Genomic DNA, 12,455 nt, shown 5'->3' on the forward strand with positions numbered 1-12,455 from the left:
AGAGCACGAATGCATCATGCAAGAGTGGGCAGATTGCGCTGTAATGCAGGTTCTGTGGGGACGACCTGGTTTCGACGTGGGTTGCAAAGCAGCACACGGCATGCGGAGGGCTGACTACCTCGTAAATACAACCAGAAAAAACTTAACTGCCATCGATAACTCGTACGCACTGGCAGCTTGATCGCTGTTCGCGCTGGAACACCTCGTCTCTGGGGTGTGCCGTCAAAAGTTCCAGAGTCACCACAGGGCTCGTCTGATGCTGCGTTACTTGGCGTCCGACTAAATAATAGGTAACTCGCTTGCCCATAACGTGCACATCCGTGCTGGCTGAGTTAAATTAAATGATGGTGCTAAGTATGTAGAACTGTCTGTCGAGTGCTTGTGGACGCGGGGGTTGTGCGGGACTTCGGCGGGCACAGCCCGGCGCCGCACAACCGGCTTGCGCCTGCCAGCGCAAGCCTCTCCGATTCGTCTGGTTCAAGCGGTTCGAGAGCGCCTCGCTCCTTACCGCGAATGCATCATGCAAGAGTGGGCAGATTGCGCTACAATGAAGGTTCTGTGGGGACGACCTGGTTTCGACGTGGGTTGCAAAGCAGCGCAGGGCATACCGAGGGCTGGTTACCTCGTAAATACACCCAGAAAAAACTTAACTGCAAACGATAACTCGTACGCACTGGCAGCTTAATCGCTGTTAGCTCTAGAACACCTCGTCCCTGGGGTGGGCCGTCAAAAGCTCTAGAGTCATTTACAGGGACTCGTCGTATGCTGGGTTACTTAGCGTCCGACTAAATAATAGGTAACTCGCTTGCCCATAACGTGCACATCCGTGCTGGCTGAGTTAAATTAAATGATAGTGCTAAGTATGTAGAACTGTCTGTGGAGTGCTTGCGGACGCGGGTTCGATTCCCGCCGTCTCCACCACTGAATTCTTTAGAATCAAGTAGTTAGCAAGAAGAAGGCTGTCATTATTTGGGTTGTTTTTGGGCTATTCTAGCCTAGGAATGACAACAAAATGACAGCCTTTTTTCTTTGCGTAGCCGTCACGCCATAGTCTGGCGCACAGCACTTCCATCATGGCTCCGTGCCGATACGCTGATGATGCAACAGTACTTTTACCTATGATAAATAGGATAGCTTGTTAAAAACTACGCTAAAAGTGACGCCTATTCGAGGGCTTGGTTATGCAACCCATGTCATTAAATATTGCATCCAGTTAGCAAAAATGTAAAAATTGATACTCACGCACCAAGGGGACGATGATATGGCATATTTTACAACTCGGGTGGAGTTACACGGCGCTAGTGCTGCTGACTACACGTTGCTGCACGAAAAAATGGAAGCAATGGGATTCACCGACACTATCGTCGGTGATAACGGCGTACGCTTTAAAATGTCTCCTGGCGAATACAATTTCGAAGGCACCGCCACAATTGAGCAAGTGGGACTAGCTGCAAAAGCTGCTGCGACTCAAACTAACAGAAATTGGGCCGTCTTTGTATCCGAGGCAGTCAAACGTAGCTGGGAAGGTCTGCAGATTATCTAAACGGCTTCGAGGCCCCCACCATGCACGGCTCAACCGCGAAGCCATCACTAGACTTGCCACGAAACTGAATATTTTCGAATTGGCCAGTATGGTTGGCCATAAAGTCATACGTCAGTTTCAGGTACCACAATGAAACTGCGGCAAAGATACCAAAAAACACCTAGAACGGCGCCAGCACAGATATCATATGTTTTTCGTATGTATCAGACTAAAAAACGGATTCGGAATGACCTACAAAAGCAGCACAGAAGATGGTTTTGATCAATTCACGCGGGCACTTTATGATGAATCCGACCGTGGTTTAGCTCTAATAGCAGCATCAGCACTTGATTTTGATCTCGGGCAGCTGTTGAGAAAAACGGTAGTGGACAATAAGAAGATTGCAAAAGAGATATTTGAAACATCCCGTCCCTTGTCGTCTTTTAGCTCACGGATTGATGTAGCATATTTACTGGGCATTCTTTCCATCGAAGAGCATCACGAACTACATTTAATAAGAAAAATTAGAAATGAGTTTGGCCATTCGTTCGACGATACAAGTTTTTCCACCAAAAAAATAAAAAGCATGTGTGAGCACCTCAAGCTGTCAATTTATCCAGATGCCCCGGAAAGAAATAAATTTCAGATGTCGACCGCTTTTTTACTTGGGAGTTTAAAGAAAAGCATTGAACAAGCTCAGCACGTAGCCGAGGCTCAGGCGACGGACTTTTCTGCTGCAAATGAGTCTTGGGACACATATATTGCAAGGCTGAAAAAAGCATCTCAACGTACAACAACAGCGCCAGTGACTAAGTGAGATAGCTGTTAAGAGTGCAAGATTGTGATTCCTGTTGTCGTGGGTTCGAGCCCCATCAGCCACCCCACAGAATGAGTAGGAAAATCAAAGGGTTACATGCTTCGGCTTGTAACCTTTTTTTGCATCTTCCAACGGTTTTTAAAATTTTCCAACGCGATTTAATTTCAGCGCTTCCACTGCCCAGGGCCAGTTCCGGCCGCGACCACTTTTTCCAGATCCGCTTGAGTGGTAATCACTGAAATTTCTGTTTCTCCTTCAAGAGGCACCAATACTCGTCCAGGCCGTTGATCTGCCACAATCTCCGCGCTCCAGGCCATTGCCACATGAGCCTTGGTCATAGGGTTGATTTCAAATCCACGGACCCGCAACTGCCCATCCCCCACCCACACTATGGCAGCGTCATACAATGGCGGAAGGATGAAGTCTCTCCCGCCGCCGATTGGGCTCAAGTGCGCCACACGCACTGTGCGCCCAAAATCCTTTTCGAATCGCTCGATCATAGTAAACACCCCTATACCCGTACAGCGTAACGTAACCTCCCTGTGACGAGGCAAGGGCACGCCTTGATCGGAATATAATTTTGCTGCTATTACAAGCACGGCACCACCTCAATACACTGTATTTACATACAGTATATCCAAACATTGAGAGCTGTAAAGTAAACATCGGCCGAGCGTGCAGAACCGCACCAGGGCGCGGTGCTGCGCGAAAACAACACCGTTCCCACGTCGCAACACCAACCGCACGAAAAAGCGTTCAAAGTGCGTCAAAATGCGTCAAATCGCATACCCCCTATTCGCCCCGCCGCGCCAGTCCTCATGCGCCTTCGGCCATGGCGCACATTTGAGTCAAAAGACCCCTATATAGCGGGCAGGTGTGGAGGGGGGACAACTGCGCGCGCCGGGCCGAAACGGCGCTTTTTCTTGCACCTACAGCAACATCAATCGTCGGGACGTGAAAAAGCCGCCTCATGGGCGGCTTGTGCGGTGGCTGGGGCGCTCTGGCGCGGCGGGACTGTCGCGGCCCCGCCCCGCCGGCTATCGCGGCCTGGCGGTCATCCTGGGCGGCCAGCGCGGATCATCGCCGCCTGCTCCTTGTCGTAGTCGTCGCGGCAGTCCACATCGCAGAACAGCAGCGCGGGCGCCAGCGGCCCGTCGCAGTAGTGACAACAGCCATGCGCCATCAGGCCCGGCCGGCGCCGCACGGCAGCCAGGCCGCGCGCCACTTCGGCAAAGATGATCTTGTCGGTGTTGTCGATGTGGTCGCTCATTGCGCACCCTCCCCGCCCGTGGCCAGGTCATACGGGGCAAACCTCACCACTTCCACCCCGGCCCACTCGTTGATCGCTTCGAACTGCGCCTGCAGCGGCACCAGCTCGTTGCGCGCGAAGACGCGCGCGGCCGGCTCGACGGCGCCGAAGCCGCCGGCATTGTTCGGCAGGATGCCCATGAGCTGGGGCGGCACGCGGTGCGCGGCCAGCTGGTCGTCGCGCGTGACGCTTTTGATGTTGAAAAACTCGTCCTTGGCGGCCACGTCCGACACGGGCAGAATCTGAATGCCGTCCTTCTTGCCGTTCGGCGCGTACATGAACAGGTTGCGAAAGTTGCCCGGCCCCTTGCTGTCGCGCATGGCCTGGCGCAGATTGTCCACGTCCTGGGTATTCGCCGCGGCATCGGTCATGTAGAACACGAAGCCGGCGTGCGAGCCGTTCTTGTAGTACTTGCGGCGGAACAAGGTGGCCGCCTCATTGAGCCAGGCCGATTGCAGGGCGCTCAGGTACTGCGGCACGCCGTACAGCTCCTGATTCACGTCCGGTTCCATCAGGTGGAACACGCGGCCCTTGTCGAATTCGTGCACGGCCTGGTAGCCGTTCACAAAAATACGTGTCCAGATCGACACCGCGCCGCATGTACTTGGCCAGCGCATGCTGATACGCCAGCGCCTTGCCGCTGCGGCTGGGCCGGTCTTCCAGGTAGGCGTTGCCAAACGTCAGGAAGTCGAGCGCCATGCGTTTAAAAGCGTCGCGCGACAAATACTTGCTGGGAATCAGCGTGGACGCCAGCACGTTGGCCTTGAAGTGGATCGCGCTGCTGTGGTGCACGCCGGCATTGAAGGACTTGGCCAGGCCGGCCAGGTTGACGGGCGGCTCGTACCAGTGGCCGTTCTTCCAGCACTCGAAGCAGTCGAGAATGTCGGCGTGCTCGAGCACGGGCGTCGGGTCGCCGAAGGAAAACGCCTTGATGCCGGCGGCGGCCGGCGCCGTGGCCGCTGTTGATGGCGCGCCCTGGGCCTGCTGGCCGCGCGCGCGCAAGTGTCGTGCTTTGCTCAAGAATAAATCTCCATGAAAGAGTGGTGGTTGTCGGTGGTGCCTTCGAATGGCTCGTGATCGAGGGCGTGCATGCAGGCCCACGCCAGATCGGCGTGGCCGGTTTCGTCGCTGCGGCCGGCGACATAGGTCACGTGCCGCCCGCTGGGGGTGAGGGTCTTGTGGATGGCCATGAAGGACTGTGCGATGTCGGTCCAGCCGGCGTCGAATTCCAGCCGCCCCTTGCTGATGATGTTTTTCGCTTTCAGCACCATGCGGGTTTTGACTTCGGGCGAGTAGTTGAGGGGCGTGACGGCCGGGAAGAAGCCGCGCACGATGGGCAGCACGCCGATGCCCATGCCCGTGGTATCGATGCCGATGTATTCGACGTTGTAGCGCTGCGTCATCTGGCGGATGGCGTCGGCGTGGTCTTCGAAGCTCTGCCCGCGCCATTGGTGGCGCTCCAGGATGCGGAACTTGCCGCCGGCCGTCATGGGCGGCGCCAGCACGACGCAGCCGGCGCTGTCGCCGTTCAAGGCCGGGTCGTAGCCGATCCACACGGGCCGGTTGCCGAACGGGCGCAGGCCCAACAACGGCTTGTAGTCGTCCCATTCCACCCAGGAATCGACCATGCAGCGCTGCAGCTCGGCCAGCGGGAAGACCGAGGCCGAATCGTCGATAAAATTGCACATCAGCAGGTTATCGAACTGGTCGGGGCTGTATTCGAAGTTGCGCAGCTCGTCGATGTCGAACAGGTTGCAGCCGCCGCGCTCGGCGTCCAGGATGGTGACGATCTGACGCCAGATCTTGTCCTCGCCCGTAAAGCCCGACGACAGGCGGCCATGGCTCACATCGATATTCACCTGGTCCGCCTTGGCGCGGCGCTTGTTGAACAGCTCGCCCGTCCAGAACGGATAGGCCTGGTGCGTGGTCGAGGATGGCGTCGAGAAATAGGTCTTGCGCCATTTCTTGTGAATGGCCATGCCCGAGGCCACCTTGTTCAACTCCTGGAAATTCTGCGTCCAAAAGAATTCATCGAAGTAGAAATTGCCGTGGTAGCCCTGCGCCGTGCGCGCATTGGTGCCCAGGAAATACAGGTGCGCGCCGTTCGGCAGCACGATGGGATCGCCCGTCAGCTCGATGCCGGCCGCCTCGCGCGCGAATTGCACGATGTATTGCTTGAAGACGTGCGCCTGGCTCTTGGAGGCGGACAGGAAGATCTGGTTGCGGCCCGTCGCCATGGCGTCGGCCAGCGCTTCGCGGGCGAAGTACCAGGTGGCGCCGATCTGGCGGCTCTTGAGGATGGCACGCGTGCGCTGGTCGCCATTGCGATACCAAACTTTCTGGTAATCGAACAGCGAGTCCTGGAAGACGTCGAGCAGCTGGATACGCTGTTCGTCGCTGAAATCGTTGCGCGTCGGTTTCTTCTTCGGCCCGGCGTTGCGGTTCGCCAGCTTCGGATTGAGATCGACCTCGTTGCCGCCCGGCTGCTCGTAGCGGCGCACGCGCGCCGCCTGCACGATGGCGCGCATCAGCAGATCGATTTCCTTGTAGTCGCTACCGCTCTTGACCTCTTTTTCGATCAATTTGACCAGGCGCAGCTCGGCCGCTGCCTCGACGTGCTCGATGGCCTGCGCCTTGTCCCACTCGTCGCGCGCCTTCCAGCTATTGATCGTGCTGCGCTTGATTCCCAGGTGGCGGGCGATGGACGAAATGCGCCAGCCCTTCCAGTACAGGGCGCGCGCGGCGCGGCGTGGCTCGGATTCGGGCACGGCCAGTTCGGCGATTATTTCTTCGGGTTTTTGTTCAATTGCTAGCATGCCGCCAGCGTAGGCCGCGCGCGCGCGGAGCGGGGAAAGGCAAAAGTCGCTATGCCCCATAGCAACCCGCACCGCATTGAATCGCGGCGCCAAGACGTTGACCATGGCGTTATCCGATCAACCGAGACACGCCACCATGCCTAAATCCCAATTCTTCCGCGTCGCCACCGAAGGCGCCACCACGGACGGCCGCAACATCGACCGCGCCACCATCGAGCAGATCGCCGCCACCTACAACCCGAAAACCTACGGCGCGCGCATCTGGCTCGAACACATTCGCGGCATCCTGCCCGACAGCCAATTCAAGGCCTACGGCGACGTGATCGCCGTGAAAGCCGAGGAAGTGGACACGGACAGCGGCAAGAAACTGGCCCTGTTCGCGCAGATCGAACCCACGCCGGAACTGGTGGCCATCAACAAGGCGAAACAGAAGCTGTACACCAGCCTGGAAATTCAGCCCGACTTTGCCGACTCGTCGCAGCCCTATCTGGTCGGCCTGGGCGTCACCGACAGCCCGGCCAGCCTGGGCACCGAGGCGCTGAAATTCTCGGCCAGCCGCAAGCAGCAAAGCGCCAACCTGTTCACCTCGGCCGTCGAGGTGACGCTGGAATTCGAAGAGCAGGGCACCAGGCTGGCCGATGCCGTGAAAAACCTGCTGTCGCGCTTCTCCAATAAATCCGGCGCCGACGCCGCGCAGTTCGCCGACATCAGCGAAGCCGTGGAGGCGCTGGCCGGCCACGTCGTTACCGCCAACGACAACTACGCGGACGCCATGACGCGCCTGGAAAAACCGAAACGGCATTGAAGGCCACGCAGGATGAGCTGGCCGCCTTCAAGGCGCAGATGGACGAAGCACCCGGCAACGGCCCGCGCCGCCCGGCCGCCACCGGCAACGACGGCGCCGTGCAGACCGAGTTTTAAGCGCGCGCCATCCACCAACACCCCATTCAACAACGGAGCAATGATTCATGAAAAAGCAAACGCGCCAGGTCTTTGGCCAATACGAAACCCGCCTGGGCCAACTGAACGACACGGACAACGTGGCCAAGACCTTCAGCGTCACCCCCAGCGTGCAGCAGAAGCTGGAAACGAAGATGCAGGAATCGAGCGAGTTCCTGACGAAAGTGAACATCATCGGCGTAACCGAGCAGGAAGGCGAAAAGCTGGGCCTGGGCGTCTCCGGCCCGATTGCCGGCCGCACCAACACCAAGGACAAGGAACGCAAGACGCGCGACCTGTCCACCCTGGACGGCACCAAATACCGCTGCGAGCAAACCAACTTCGACACGCACCTGAACTATGCCAAGCTGGACGCCTGGGCCAAGTTCCCCGACTTCCAGTCGCGCGTCGCCAATGCCATCCTGACGCGCCAGGCGCTGGACCGCATCGTCATCGGCTTCAATGGCGTGAAAGCCATGGCCGACACCGATCTGGACGCCAATCCGCTGCTGCAGGACGTCAATAAAGGCTGGCTGCAGCACCTGCGCGAGCTGGCGCCCGAGCGCGTGCTGGGCCTGGTCGCCGCCGGCATGCCGGGCAAGGTCATCATCGGCGAGGTGGACGGCGCCGACTATGCCAATCTCGACGCGGCCGTCACCGATGCCGTCAACCTGCTGGACCCGTGGTATCAGGAAGACACCAATCTGGTGGCTATCGTCGGGCGCAAGCTGTTGAACGACAAGTATTTTCCATTGGTCAACACCAAGCAGGCGCCCACGGAAACCCTGGCGGCGGACATCATCATCAGCCAGAAACGCATCGGCGGCTTGCCGGCCGCGCGCGTGCCCTACTTCCCGGACAACGCGATCCTGATTACGCGCTTCGACAATCTGTCGATCTACTTCCAGGAAGGTGCGCGCCGCCGCCGCGTCGAGGACGTACCCAAGCGCGACCGCATCGAAAACTACGAGTCGTCGAACGACGCCTACGTGATCGAAGACCTGGGCCTGGCCGCGCTGGTGGAAAACATCGAGCTGAAAGACAAGTGATGAGCAACCAGTCCCCCGCCTTGCGCCACCGCGCGCGCATGCTGGCCGAGCGCACGGCCGGCGCCGCCGCGCCGCAAGGCGTGACCAGCGGCACGGCCTACGAAATGATGCTCTACAAGCTGTCCGATGACCGCCGGCGCCTGAAATCCATTCAGTCCGTCGAACGCAAGATCGAGGTCAAGGCCACCTTGCTGCCGGATTACGCGCAATGGATCGACGGCGTGCTGGCCGGCGGCAAGGGTGCGCAGGATGACGTCTTCGCCACCCTGCTGGTGTGGCACATCGACACGGGCGAGTACGAGCGCGCCCTGGTCATGGCCGAATACGCGCTGGCGCACAAGTTCACCCTGCCCGACACCTACAGCCGCGACATCGCCACCCTGATGCTGGACGAGTTTGCCGAAGGCTATTTGCACGGCAAGCTGGCCGCCGATCCGCAGCACGCAGCGCAGGTACTGGGCACCGTCGAACAGTTGACGGCCGGCAGCGACGCGCCCGACCAGGCACGCGCCAAGCTGCACAAGGCCATCGGTCTGGCCCTGATCGCCGTGCTCGATCAGGCCGACGATACGGACATCGCGCCGGAACTGGTGGCGCAGGCGGAAATGGCCATGGCCCAGCTGAAACGCGCCCGCGCGCTGTCAGAGTCCTGCGGCGTCAAGAAAGATATGGAACGGCTGGAACGGCGCCTCAAGCGCGCGGCCGGGTCCACGTAAAGAGCATCCCCGCAGCACGGCGGCACGGGGGATTCTGGCCACGCATCGGCAACGATGTTGACCTGATGAACCCCGTCCACCGCCCTATTCTTTGAAAGCGCCCCTATGTCCTTCATGGCCCTGCCCCCGTCAACCCCGCCCGGCGCCACGCCCGCGCCGCCTGCGGCTGCGCCCGGCATCATCGAGAACGACGGCTGGTTTCCCGACGTCAATCTGGCAGACATGCGCGACGCCATGCGCCTGGACGGCACCGTCACCGACGCGCGCCTGGTGCAAGCCGTGGTCGATGCCATCCTGCAGGTCAACCGCGAGTTGGCCGACTGGCAGGGCCAGCAGGCCGCTGCCGGTATTGCCGCCCTGGTGGACGTGCCGGCCACGCGTATCAACCGCGAGTCCCGCCTGCTGGCGCAGTACCGGCGCGCCGTCTACAGCGCGGCGAAGGCCGACCTGATCGAGCGCTACCGCGACTACGACAGCACGGCCACGTCCGTCAGCGACAAGAAAAGCATGGAATGGCTCGACGAGGCGCCCGGCGCGCAGCGGCGCAATGCGCAATGGGCCATCGCCGATATCGTCGGCCGCACGCACCTGACGGTAGAGCTGATCTGATGCAGGTGCGCACGCAGCAGCACGACACGGTGGACGCCCTGGTGTGGCGCTACCTGGGCGACGGCGCGGGATACGTCGAGCAAACCCTGGAAATGAATCCCGCGCTGGCGCGCCACGGCGCCGTGCTGCCGGCCGGTCTGGTCGTCACCCTGCCCGAGCCAGCACCCAGCACGGGCCAGGTGGCCGCAGCCGATCTTGTGCAGCTATGGGACTGATCCTGGCATTTACCCTTTATTCATCATGAAAAATCTCTCACCCCTCACCCCGGAGACTCAAGCAATGTCCGCAGAATCGTTTGGTGGTTTCGCCACCCTGGTCAAACTGTACGGCTTCAAGGCGGCGCTGGGCATGGTCGGCGCCGCCATGCTGTACATCGTGCTGCCGCCCTTGAATGCCGACGGTACCTTCAACAAGGGCGAGTTCGTCGCCCGCCTGGCGTGTGCCGGCGTGTTCTCGTGCCTGTTGGGCGGCACCGCGTATCAGCTGCTGTGCGCCCAGCTCCCGGCCATCGGCGCCATGGTCAACGCCTCCGCCATCGACCTGATCGTCGGCGCGCCCGGCTGGTGGGTATCGCGCGCCGTGGCCCTGTGGTTCCAGCGCCGCAGCGACAAGGACATCGCCGAGCTGGTCAAAGACGCGAAGGAACACTGATGGTCACCATGGAAAACCCGCTGATCGCACGCGTCATCGACGCCATCCTGCGCGCCGAAGGTGGCTACGTGAACGACCCGCAAGACAAGGGCGGCGAAACCAATTACGGCATCACTGTCGCCGTGGCACGCGCCAACGGCTATCAAGGCCCGATGCGCGAGCTGCCCGTGTCGCTGGCGCGCGCCATCTACACGGCCCGCTACATCACGGAACCGAAGTTCGACCAGGTGCTGGCCATCCATGCCGGCATCGGCGCCGAAGTGATCGACACGGGCGTGAACATGGGGCCGCGCGTGGCGGCCGAATTCCTGCAGCGCTGGCTGAACGGTTTTAATGATACGGGCGCGCGCTATCCCGTGCTCACCGTCGATGGCAGCCTGGGCAAACAGTCGCTGAGCGCGCTGGCCGCCTTTCTCGCCTGGCGCGGCCAGGAAGGCGCCACCGTCATGCTGCGCGCCCTGAACGGCCTGCAGGCGGCACGCTACCTGGAAATCACCGAAGCGAACAAGACCCAGCGCCGTTTTCTGTTCGGCTGGATCAAGGAACGGGTGGCCATGTGACGGCGACCTCCTGGCGCCCGCTGGCCGCTGTTCTCCTGTGCGGCGCCATCGCGGGCTGGACGGCGCAGGGCTGGCGCAAGGATGCCAGTATCGCCGCACTGCAGCGGGCCGCGGCCATCGACAAGACCACCGCCGCCACCGCACTGGCCCAGGCCACCGCCCGCGTGCTCACGCTGGAGCGCGCGGCCGGCGCCGCCTTGGTGCAGCGCGCCGACCACCTCACCCAGGATCAAACCCATGCGAAAACTGATCGTGACCGTTTTAACGATGACGTGCGCAGCGGCGCTGTGCGCCTGTCAATCCCCGTCGCCAGCGGCCAGTGCGCCGCAACTGCAGATTCCGCCGCTGCCGCAAGCGATCAGCACCAAGCGCGCGCCGAACTTGACGCAGCGACTGCGGCAGCTCTTGACGCCATTGCCGGCGACGGCGACGACGCCACCCGCCAGCTAAACGCCTGCATCGACGCCTACAACCTAGTACGAGACACCTACCATGTACAAACCGAATAGCCTGCGCCAGCACCTGGCCGCCGCGATTCCCCAGCTGCAGCGCGACCCCGACCGCCTGCTGGTCTTCGCCGACGAGGGCAACGTGGTAGCGTCGGCCACTGCCTCGCTCTCCTTCGAATACCGTTTCAAGCTCAACCTGATCGTCACCGACTACGCGGGCGACGCCGACGCCATCATGGTGGCCCTGATCGCCTGGCTGAAAGTCCACCAGCTCGACCTGATGGCCAATGAGGAAACGCGCAAGCACGGCATCGCCTTCGAGGTGGATTTCAACAATCATGAAACGGTCGACATTTCCATCAAGCTGGACTTAACGGAGCGCGTGGCCGTCAAGACCGGCGAGGCGGGCCGCCTCGACATCAAGCACCTGGCCGAAATACAGCACATGCCGGCCTACGCGGACGATTTCTGGAAGCTATATGACGGCGAGACCCTCCTGGCCGAATGGCGCACGCCCGAGGCTACGCCATGAGCGGCGACCTGCACGCACTGGAAGCATGGGCCGGCGCACTGCTGGCCAAGCTGCAGCCAGCCCAGCGCCGCGCCATCAATCACAAGGTGGCCATCGACCTGCGCCGCAGCCAGGCGCAACGCATCAAGGCGCAGCAGGGACCGGACGGCGCGGCCTATCCGGCGCGCAAGCGGCGCAAGGAATTCAAGGGAAAGAATGGACGCATCAAACGGCAGAAGGCGGCGATGTTCGCCAAGATTCGCACCGCCAAGCACCTGAAAGTAAAGGCCACCGGCGATCAGATCGAGGTCGGGTTCTTTGGCTGGGTGGCGCGCGTGGCGCGGGTGCATCAGTTTGGCCAGCAAGACCGCGTGACCAAGAAAGGGCAGGCTTACAAGTACGCCAAACGACCACTTCTCGGAATAAGCCCTGCAGATCAGACTTTAATTCGAAAGTCCATACTCAACCATCTGATGCCCTCTTGAAATAAATTCCACCAATAGATTG

General features: G+C 60.4%; 15 protein-coding genes, 2 other RNA genes and 1 pseudogene. 14 read left to right on the forward strand and 4 right to left on the reverse strand.

The window, feature by feature from the left end:
- The first annotated feature begins 64 nt into the window (after positions 1-64).
- From ssrA (ACRHIG_RS27160) to ACRHIG_RS27175, 4 genes are all read left to right on the forward strand, one after another.
- Positions 65-391, forward strand: a transfer-messenger RNA (tmRNA) gene (gene ssrA, locus ACRHIG_RS27160).
- A 169-nt stretch (positions 392-560) separates the two neighbouring features.
- Positions 561-921, forward strand: a transfer-messenger RNA (tmRNA) gene (ssrA, locus tag ACRHIG_RS27165).
- Positions 922-1,261: 340 nt separating this feature from the next.
- Complete coding sequence (locus ACRHIG_RS27170) at positions 1,262-1,543, forward strand: hypothetical protein (RefSeq protein WP_139143786.1); 282 nt, start codon at positions 1,262-1,264, stop codon at positions 1,541-1,543.
- Between the two features lie 226 nt (positions 1,544-1,769).
- A complete protein-coding gene (locus ACRHIG_RS27175; RefSeq protein ID WP_175444810.1) occupies positions 1,770-2,339 on the forward strand; it encodes a hypothetical protein in 570 nt (189 codons plus the stop codon).
- Positions 2,340-2,503: 164 nt separating this feature from the next.
- Here the strand turns inward: ACRHIG_RS27175 and ACRHIG_RS27180 are convergent, their stop codons facing one another.
- The 4 genes and pseudogenes from ACRHIG_RS27180 to ACRHIG_RS27195 all read right to left on the reverse strand — a co-directional run bounded on the left by ACRHIG_RS27180 (position 2,504) and on the right by ACRHIG_RS27195 (position 6,464).
- Positions 2,504-2,839, reverse strand: a complete 336-nt coding sequence (locus ACRHIG_RS27180) for a hypothetical protein (protein ID WP_489628519.1) — start codon at positions 2,837-2,839, stop codon at positions 2,504-2,506.
- A 554-nt stretch (positions 2,840-3,393) separates the two neighbouring features.
- Positions 3,394-3,609 carry a hypothetical protein gene (locus tag ACRHIG_RS27185; RefSeq protein ID WP_489628520.1) on the reverse strand — a complete coding sequence of 72 codons (216 nt, stop codon included), beginning with the start codon at positions 3,607-3,609 and terminating at the stop codon, positions 3,394-3,396.
- Positions 3,606-4,668 (reverse strand): annotated as a pseudogene (locus ACRHIG_RS27190) (phage portal protein). The gene ACRHIG_RS27185 and the pseudogene ACRHIG_RS27190 overlap by 4 nt, the downstream one beginning before the upstream one ends.
- The gene (locus ACRHIG_RS27195) at positions 4,665-6,464 is read right to left on the reverse strand and encodes a terminase ATPase subunit family protein (protein ID WP_489628521.1); all 1,800 of its coding nucleotides are present in this window, start codon (positions 6,462-6,464) and stop codon (positions 4,665-4,667) included. Before ACRHIG_RS27195 ends, ACRHIG_RS27190 begins: the two are co-directional and overlap by 4 nt.
- A gap of 136 nt (positions 6,465-6,600) precedes the next feature.
- Here ACRHIG_RS27195 and ACRHIG_RS27200 point away from each other — a divergent pair, with 136 nt between their 5' ends.
- The 10 genes from ACRHIG_RS27200 (at position 6,601) to ACRHIG_RS27245 (ending at position 12,433) form a co-directional block, all read left to right on the forward strand.
- Positions 6,601-7,269: a GPO family capsid scaffolding protein gene (locus tag ACRHIG_RS27200; RefSeq protein WP_489628522.1), complete on the forward strand. Its 669-nt coding sequence runs from the start codon at positions 6,601-6,603 to the stop codon at positions 7,267-7,269.
- A gap of 163 nt (positions 7,270-7,432) precedes the next feature.
- Positions 7,433-8,452, forward strand: a complete 1,020-nt coding sequence (locus ACRHIG_RS27205; RefSeq protein WP_489628523.1) for a phage major capsid protein, P2 family — start codon at positions 7,433-7,435, stop codon at positions 8,450-8,452.
- A complete protein-coding gene (gpM, locus tag ACRHIG_RS27210) occupies positions 8,452-9,168 on the forward strand; it encodes a phage terminase small subunit (protein WP_489628524.1) in 717 nt (238 codons plus the stop codon). Before ACRHIG_RS27205 ends, gpM begins: the two co-directional genes overlap by 1 nt.
- Positions 9,169-9,273: 105 nt before the next feature.
- A complete protein-coding gene (locus ACRHIG_RS27215) occupies positions 9,274-9,777 on the forward strand; it encodes a head completion/stabilization protein (RefSeq protein ID WP_489628525.1) in 504 nt (167 codons plus the stop codon).
- Positions 9,777-9,992, forward strand: coding sequence for a tail protein X (locus tag ACRHIG_RS27220; protein ID WP_046682368.1), 216 nt, complete (start codon positions 9,777-9,779; stop codon positions 9,990-9,992). Before ACRHIG_RS27215 ends, ACRHIG_RS27220 begins: the two co-directional genes overlap by 1 nt.
- A gap of 64 nt (positions 9,993-10,056) precedes the next feature.
- Positions 10,057-10,428 (forward strand): hypothetical protein, encoded by a 372-nt coding sequence (locus ACRHIG_RS27225; RefSeq protein WP_489628526.1) that lies wholly within the window; start codon positions 10,057-10,059, stop codon positions 10,426-10,428.
- The gene (locus tag ACRHIG_RS27230) at positions 10,428-10,988 is read left to right on the forward strand and encodes a glycoside hydrolase family 108 protein (protein WP_489628527.1); all 561 of its coding nucleotides are present in this window, start codon (positions 10,428-10,430) and stop codon (positions 10,986-10,988) included. Before ACRHIG_RS27225 ends, ACRHIG_RS27230 begins: the two co-directional genes overlap by 1 nt.
- Positions 10,985-11,497 carry a lysis system i-spanin subunit Rz gene (locus ACRHIG_RS27235; protein ID WP_489628528.1) on the forward strand — a complete coding sequence of 171 codons (513 nt, stop codon included), beginning with the start codon at positions 10,985-10,987 and terminating at the stop codon, positions 11,495-11,497. Before ACRHIG_RS27230 ends, ACRHIG_RS27235 begins: the two co-directional genes overlap by 4 nt.
- Positions 11,481-11,969 carry a phage tail protein gene (locus ACRHIG_RS27240; protein WP_489628529.1) on the forward strand — a complete coding sequence of 163 codons (489 nt, stop codon included), beginning with the start codon at positions 11,481-11,483 and terminating at the stop codon, positions 11,967-11,969. Before ACRHIG_RS27235 ends, ACRHIG_RS27240 begins: the two co-directional genes overlap by 17 nt.
- The gene (locus ACRHIG_RS27245; RefSeq protein WP_489628530.1) at positions 11,966-12,433 is read left to right on the forward strand and encodes a phage virion morphogenesis protein; all 468 of its coding nucleotides are present in this window, start codon (positions 11,966-11,968) and stop codon (positions 12,431-12,433) included. The genes ACRHIG_RS27240 and ACRHIG_RS27245 overlap by 4 nt, the downstream gene beginning before the upstream one ends.
- Positions 12,434-12,455 lie beyond the last annotated feature (22 nt).

The organism is Janthinobacterium sp. C22, assembly GCF_057919405.1.

Bases quoted from the DNA above. Each gene is read 5' to 3' on its own strand.
- ACRHIG_RS27170 (WP_139143786.1), top strand. From the start codon at position 1,262: ATGGCATATTTTACAACTCGGGTGGAGTTACACGGCGCTAGTGCTGCT.
- ACRHIG_RS27175 (WP_175444810.1), top strand. From the start codon at position 1,770: ATGACCTACAAAAGCAGCACAGAAGATGGTTTTGATCAATTCACGCGG.
- ACRHIG_RS27180 (WP_489628519.1), bottom strand. From the start codon at position 2,839: ATGATCGAGCGATTCGAAAAGGATTTTGGGCGCACAGTGCGTGTGGCG.
- ACRHIG_RS27185 (WP_489628520.1), bottom strand. From the start codon at position 3,609: ATGAGCGACCACATCGACAACACCGACAAGATCATCTTTGCCGAAGTG.
- ACRHIG_RS27195 (WP_489628521.1), bottom strand. From the start codon at position 6,464: ATGCTAGCAATTGAACAAAAACCCGAAGAAATAATCGCCGAACTGGCC.
- ACRHIG_RS27200 (WP_489628522.1), top strand. From the start codon at position 6,601: ATGCCTAAATCCCAATTCTTCCGCGTCGCCACCGAAGGCGCCACCACG.
- ACRHIG_RS27205 (WP_489628523.1), top strand. From the start codon at position 7,433: ATGAAAAAGCAAACGCGCCAGGTCTTTGGCCAATACGAAACCCGCCTG.
- gpM (WP_489628524.1), top strand. From the start codon at position 8,452: ATGAGCAACCAGTCCCCCGCCTTGCGCCACCGCGCGCGCATGCTGGCC.
- ACRHIG_RS27215 (WP_489628525.1), top strand. From the start codon at position 9,274: ATGTCCTTCATGGCCCTGCCCCCGTCAACCCCGCCCGGCGCCACGCCC.
- ACRHIG_RS27220 (WP_046682368.1), top strand. From the start codon at position 9,777: ATGCAGGTGCGCACGCAGCAGCACGACACGGTGGACGCCCTGGTGTGG.
- ACRHIG_RS27225 (WP_489628526.1), top strand. From the start codon at position 10,057: ATGTCCGCAGAATCGTTTGGTGGTTTCGCCACCCTGGTCAAACTGTAC.
- ACRHIG_RS27230 (WP_489628527.1), top strand. From the start codon at position 10,428: ATGGTCACCATGGAAAACCCGCTGATCGCACGCGTCATCGACGCCATC.
- ACRHIG_RS27240 (WP_489628529.1), top strand. From the start codon at position 11,481: ATGTACAAACCGAATAGCCTGCGCCAGCACCTGGCCGCCGCGATTCCC.
- ACRHIG_RS27245 (WP_489628530.1), top strand. From the start codon at position 11,966: ATGAGCGGCGACCTGCACGCACTGGAAGCATGGGCCGGCGCACTGCTG.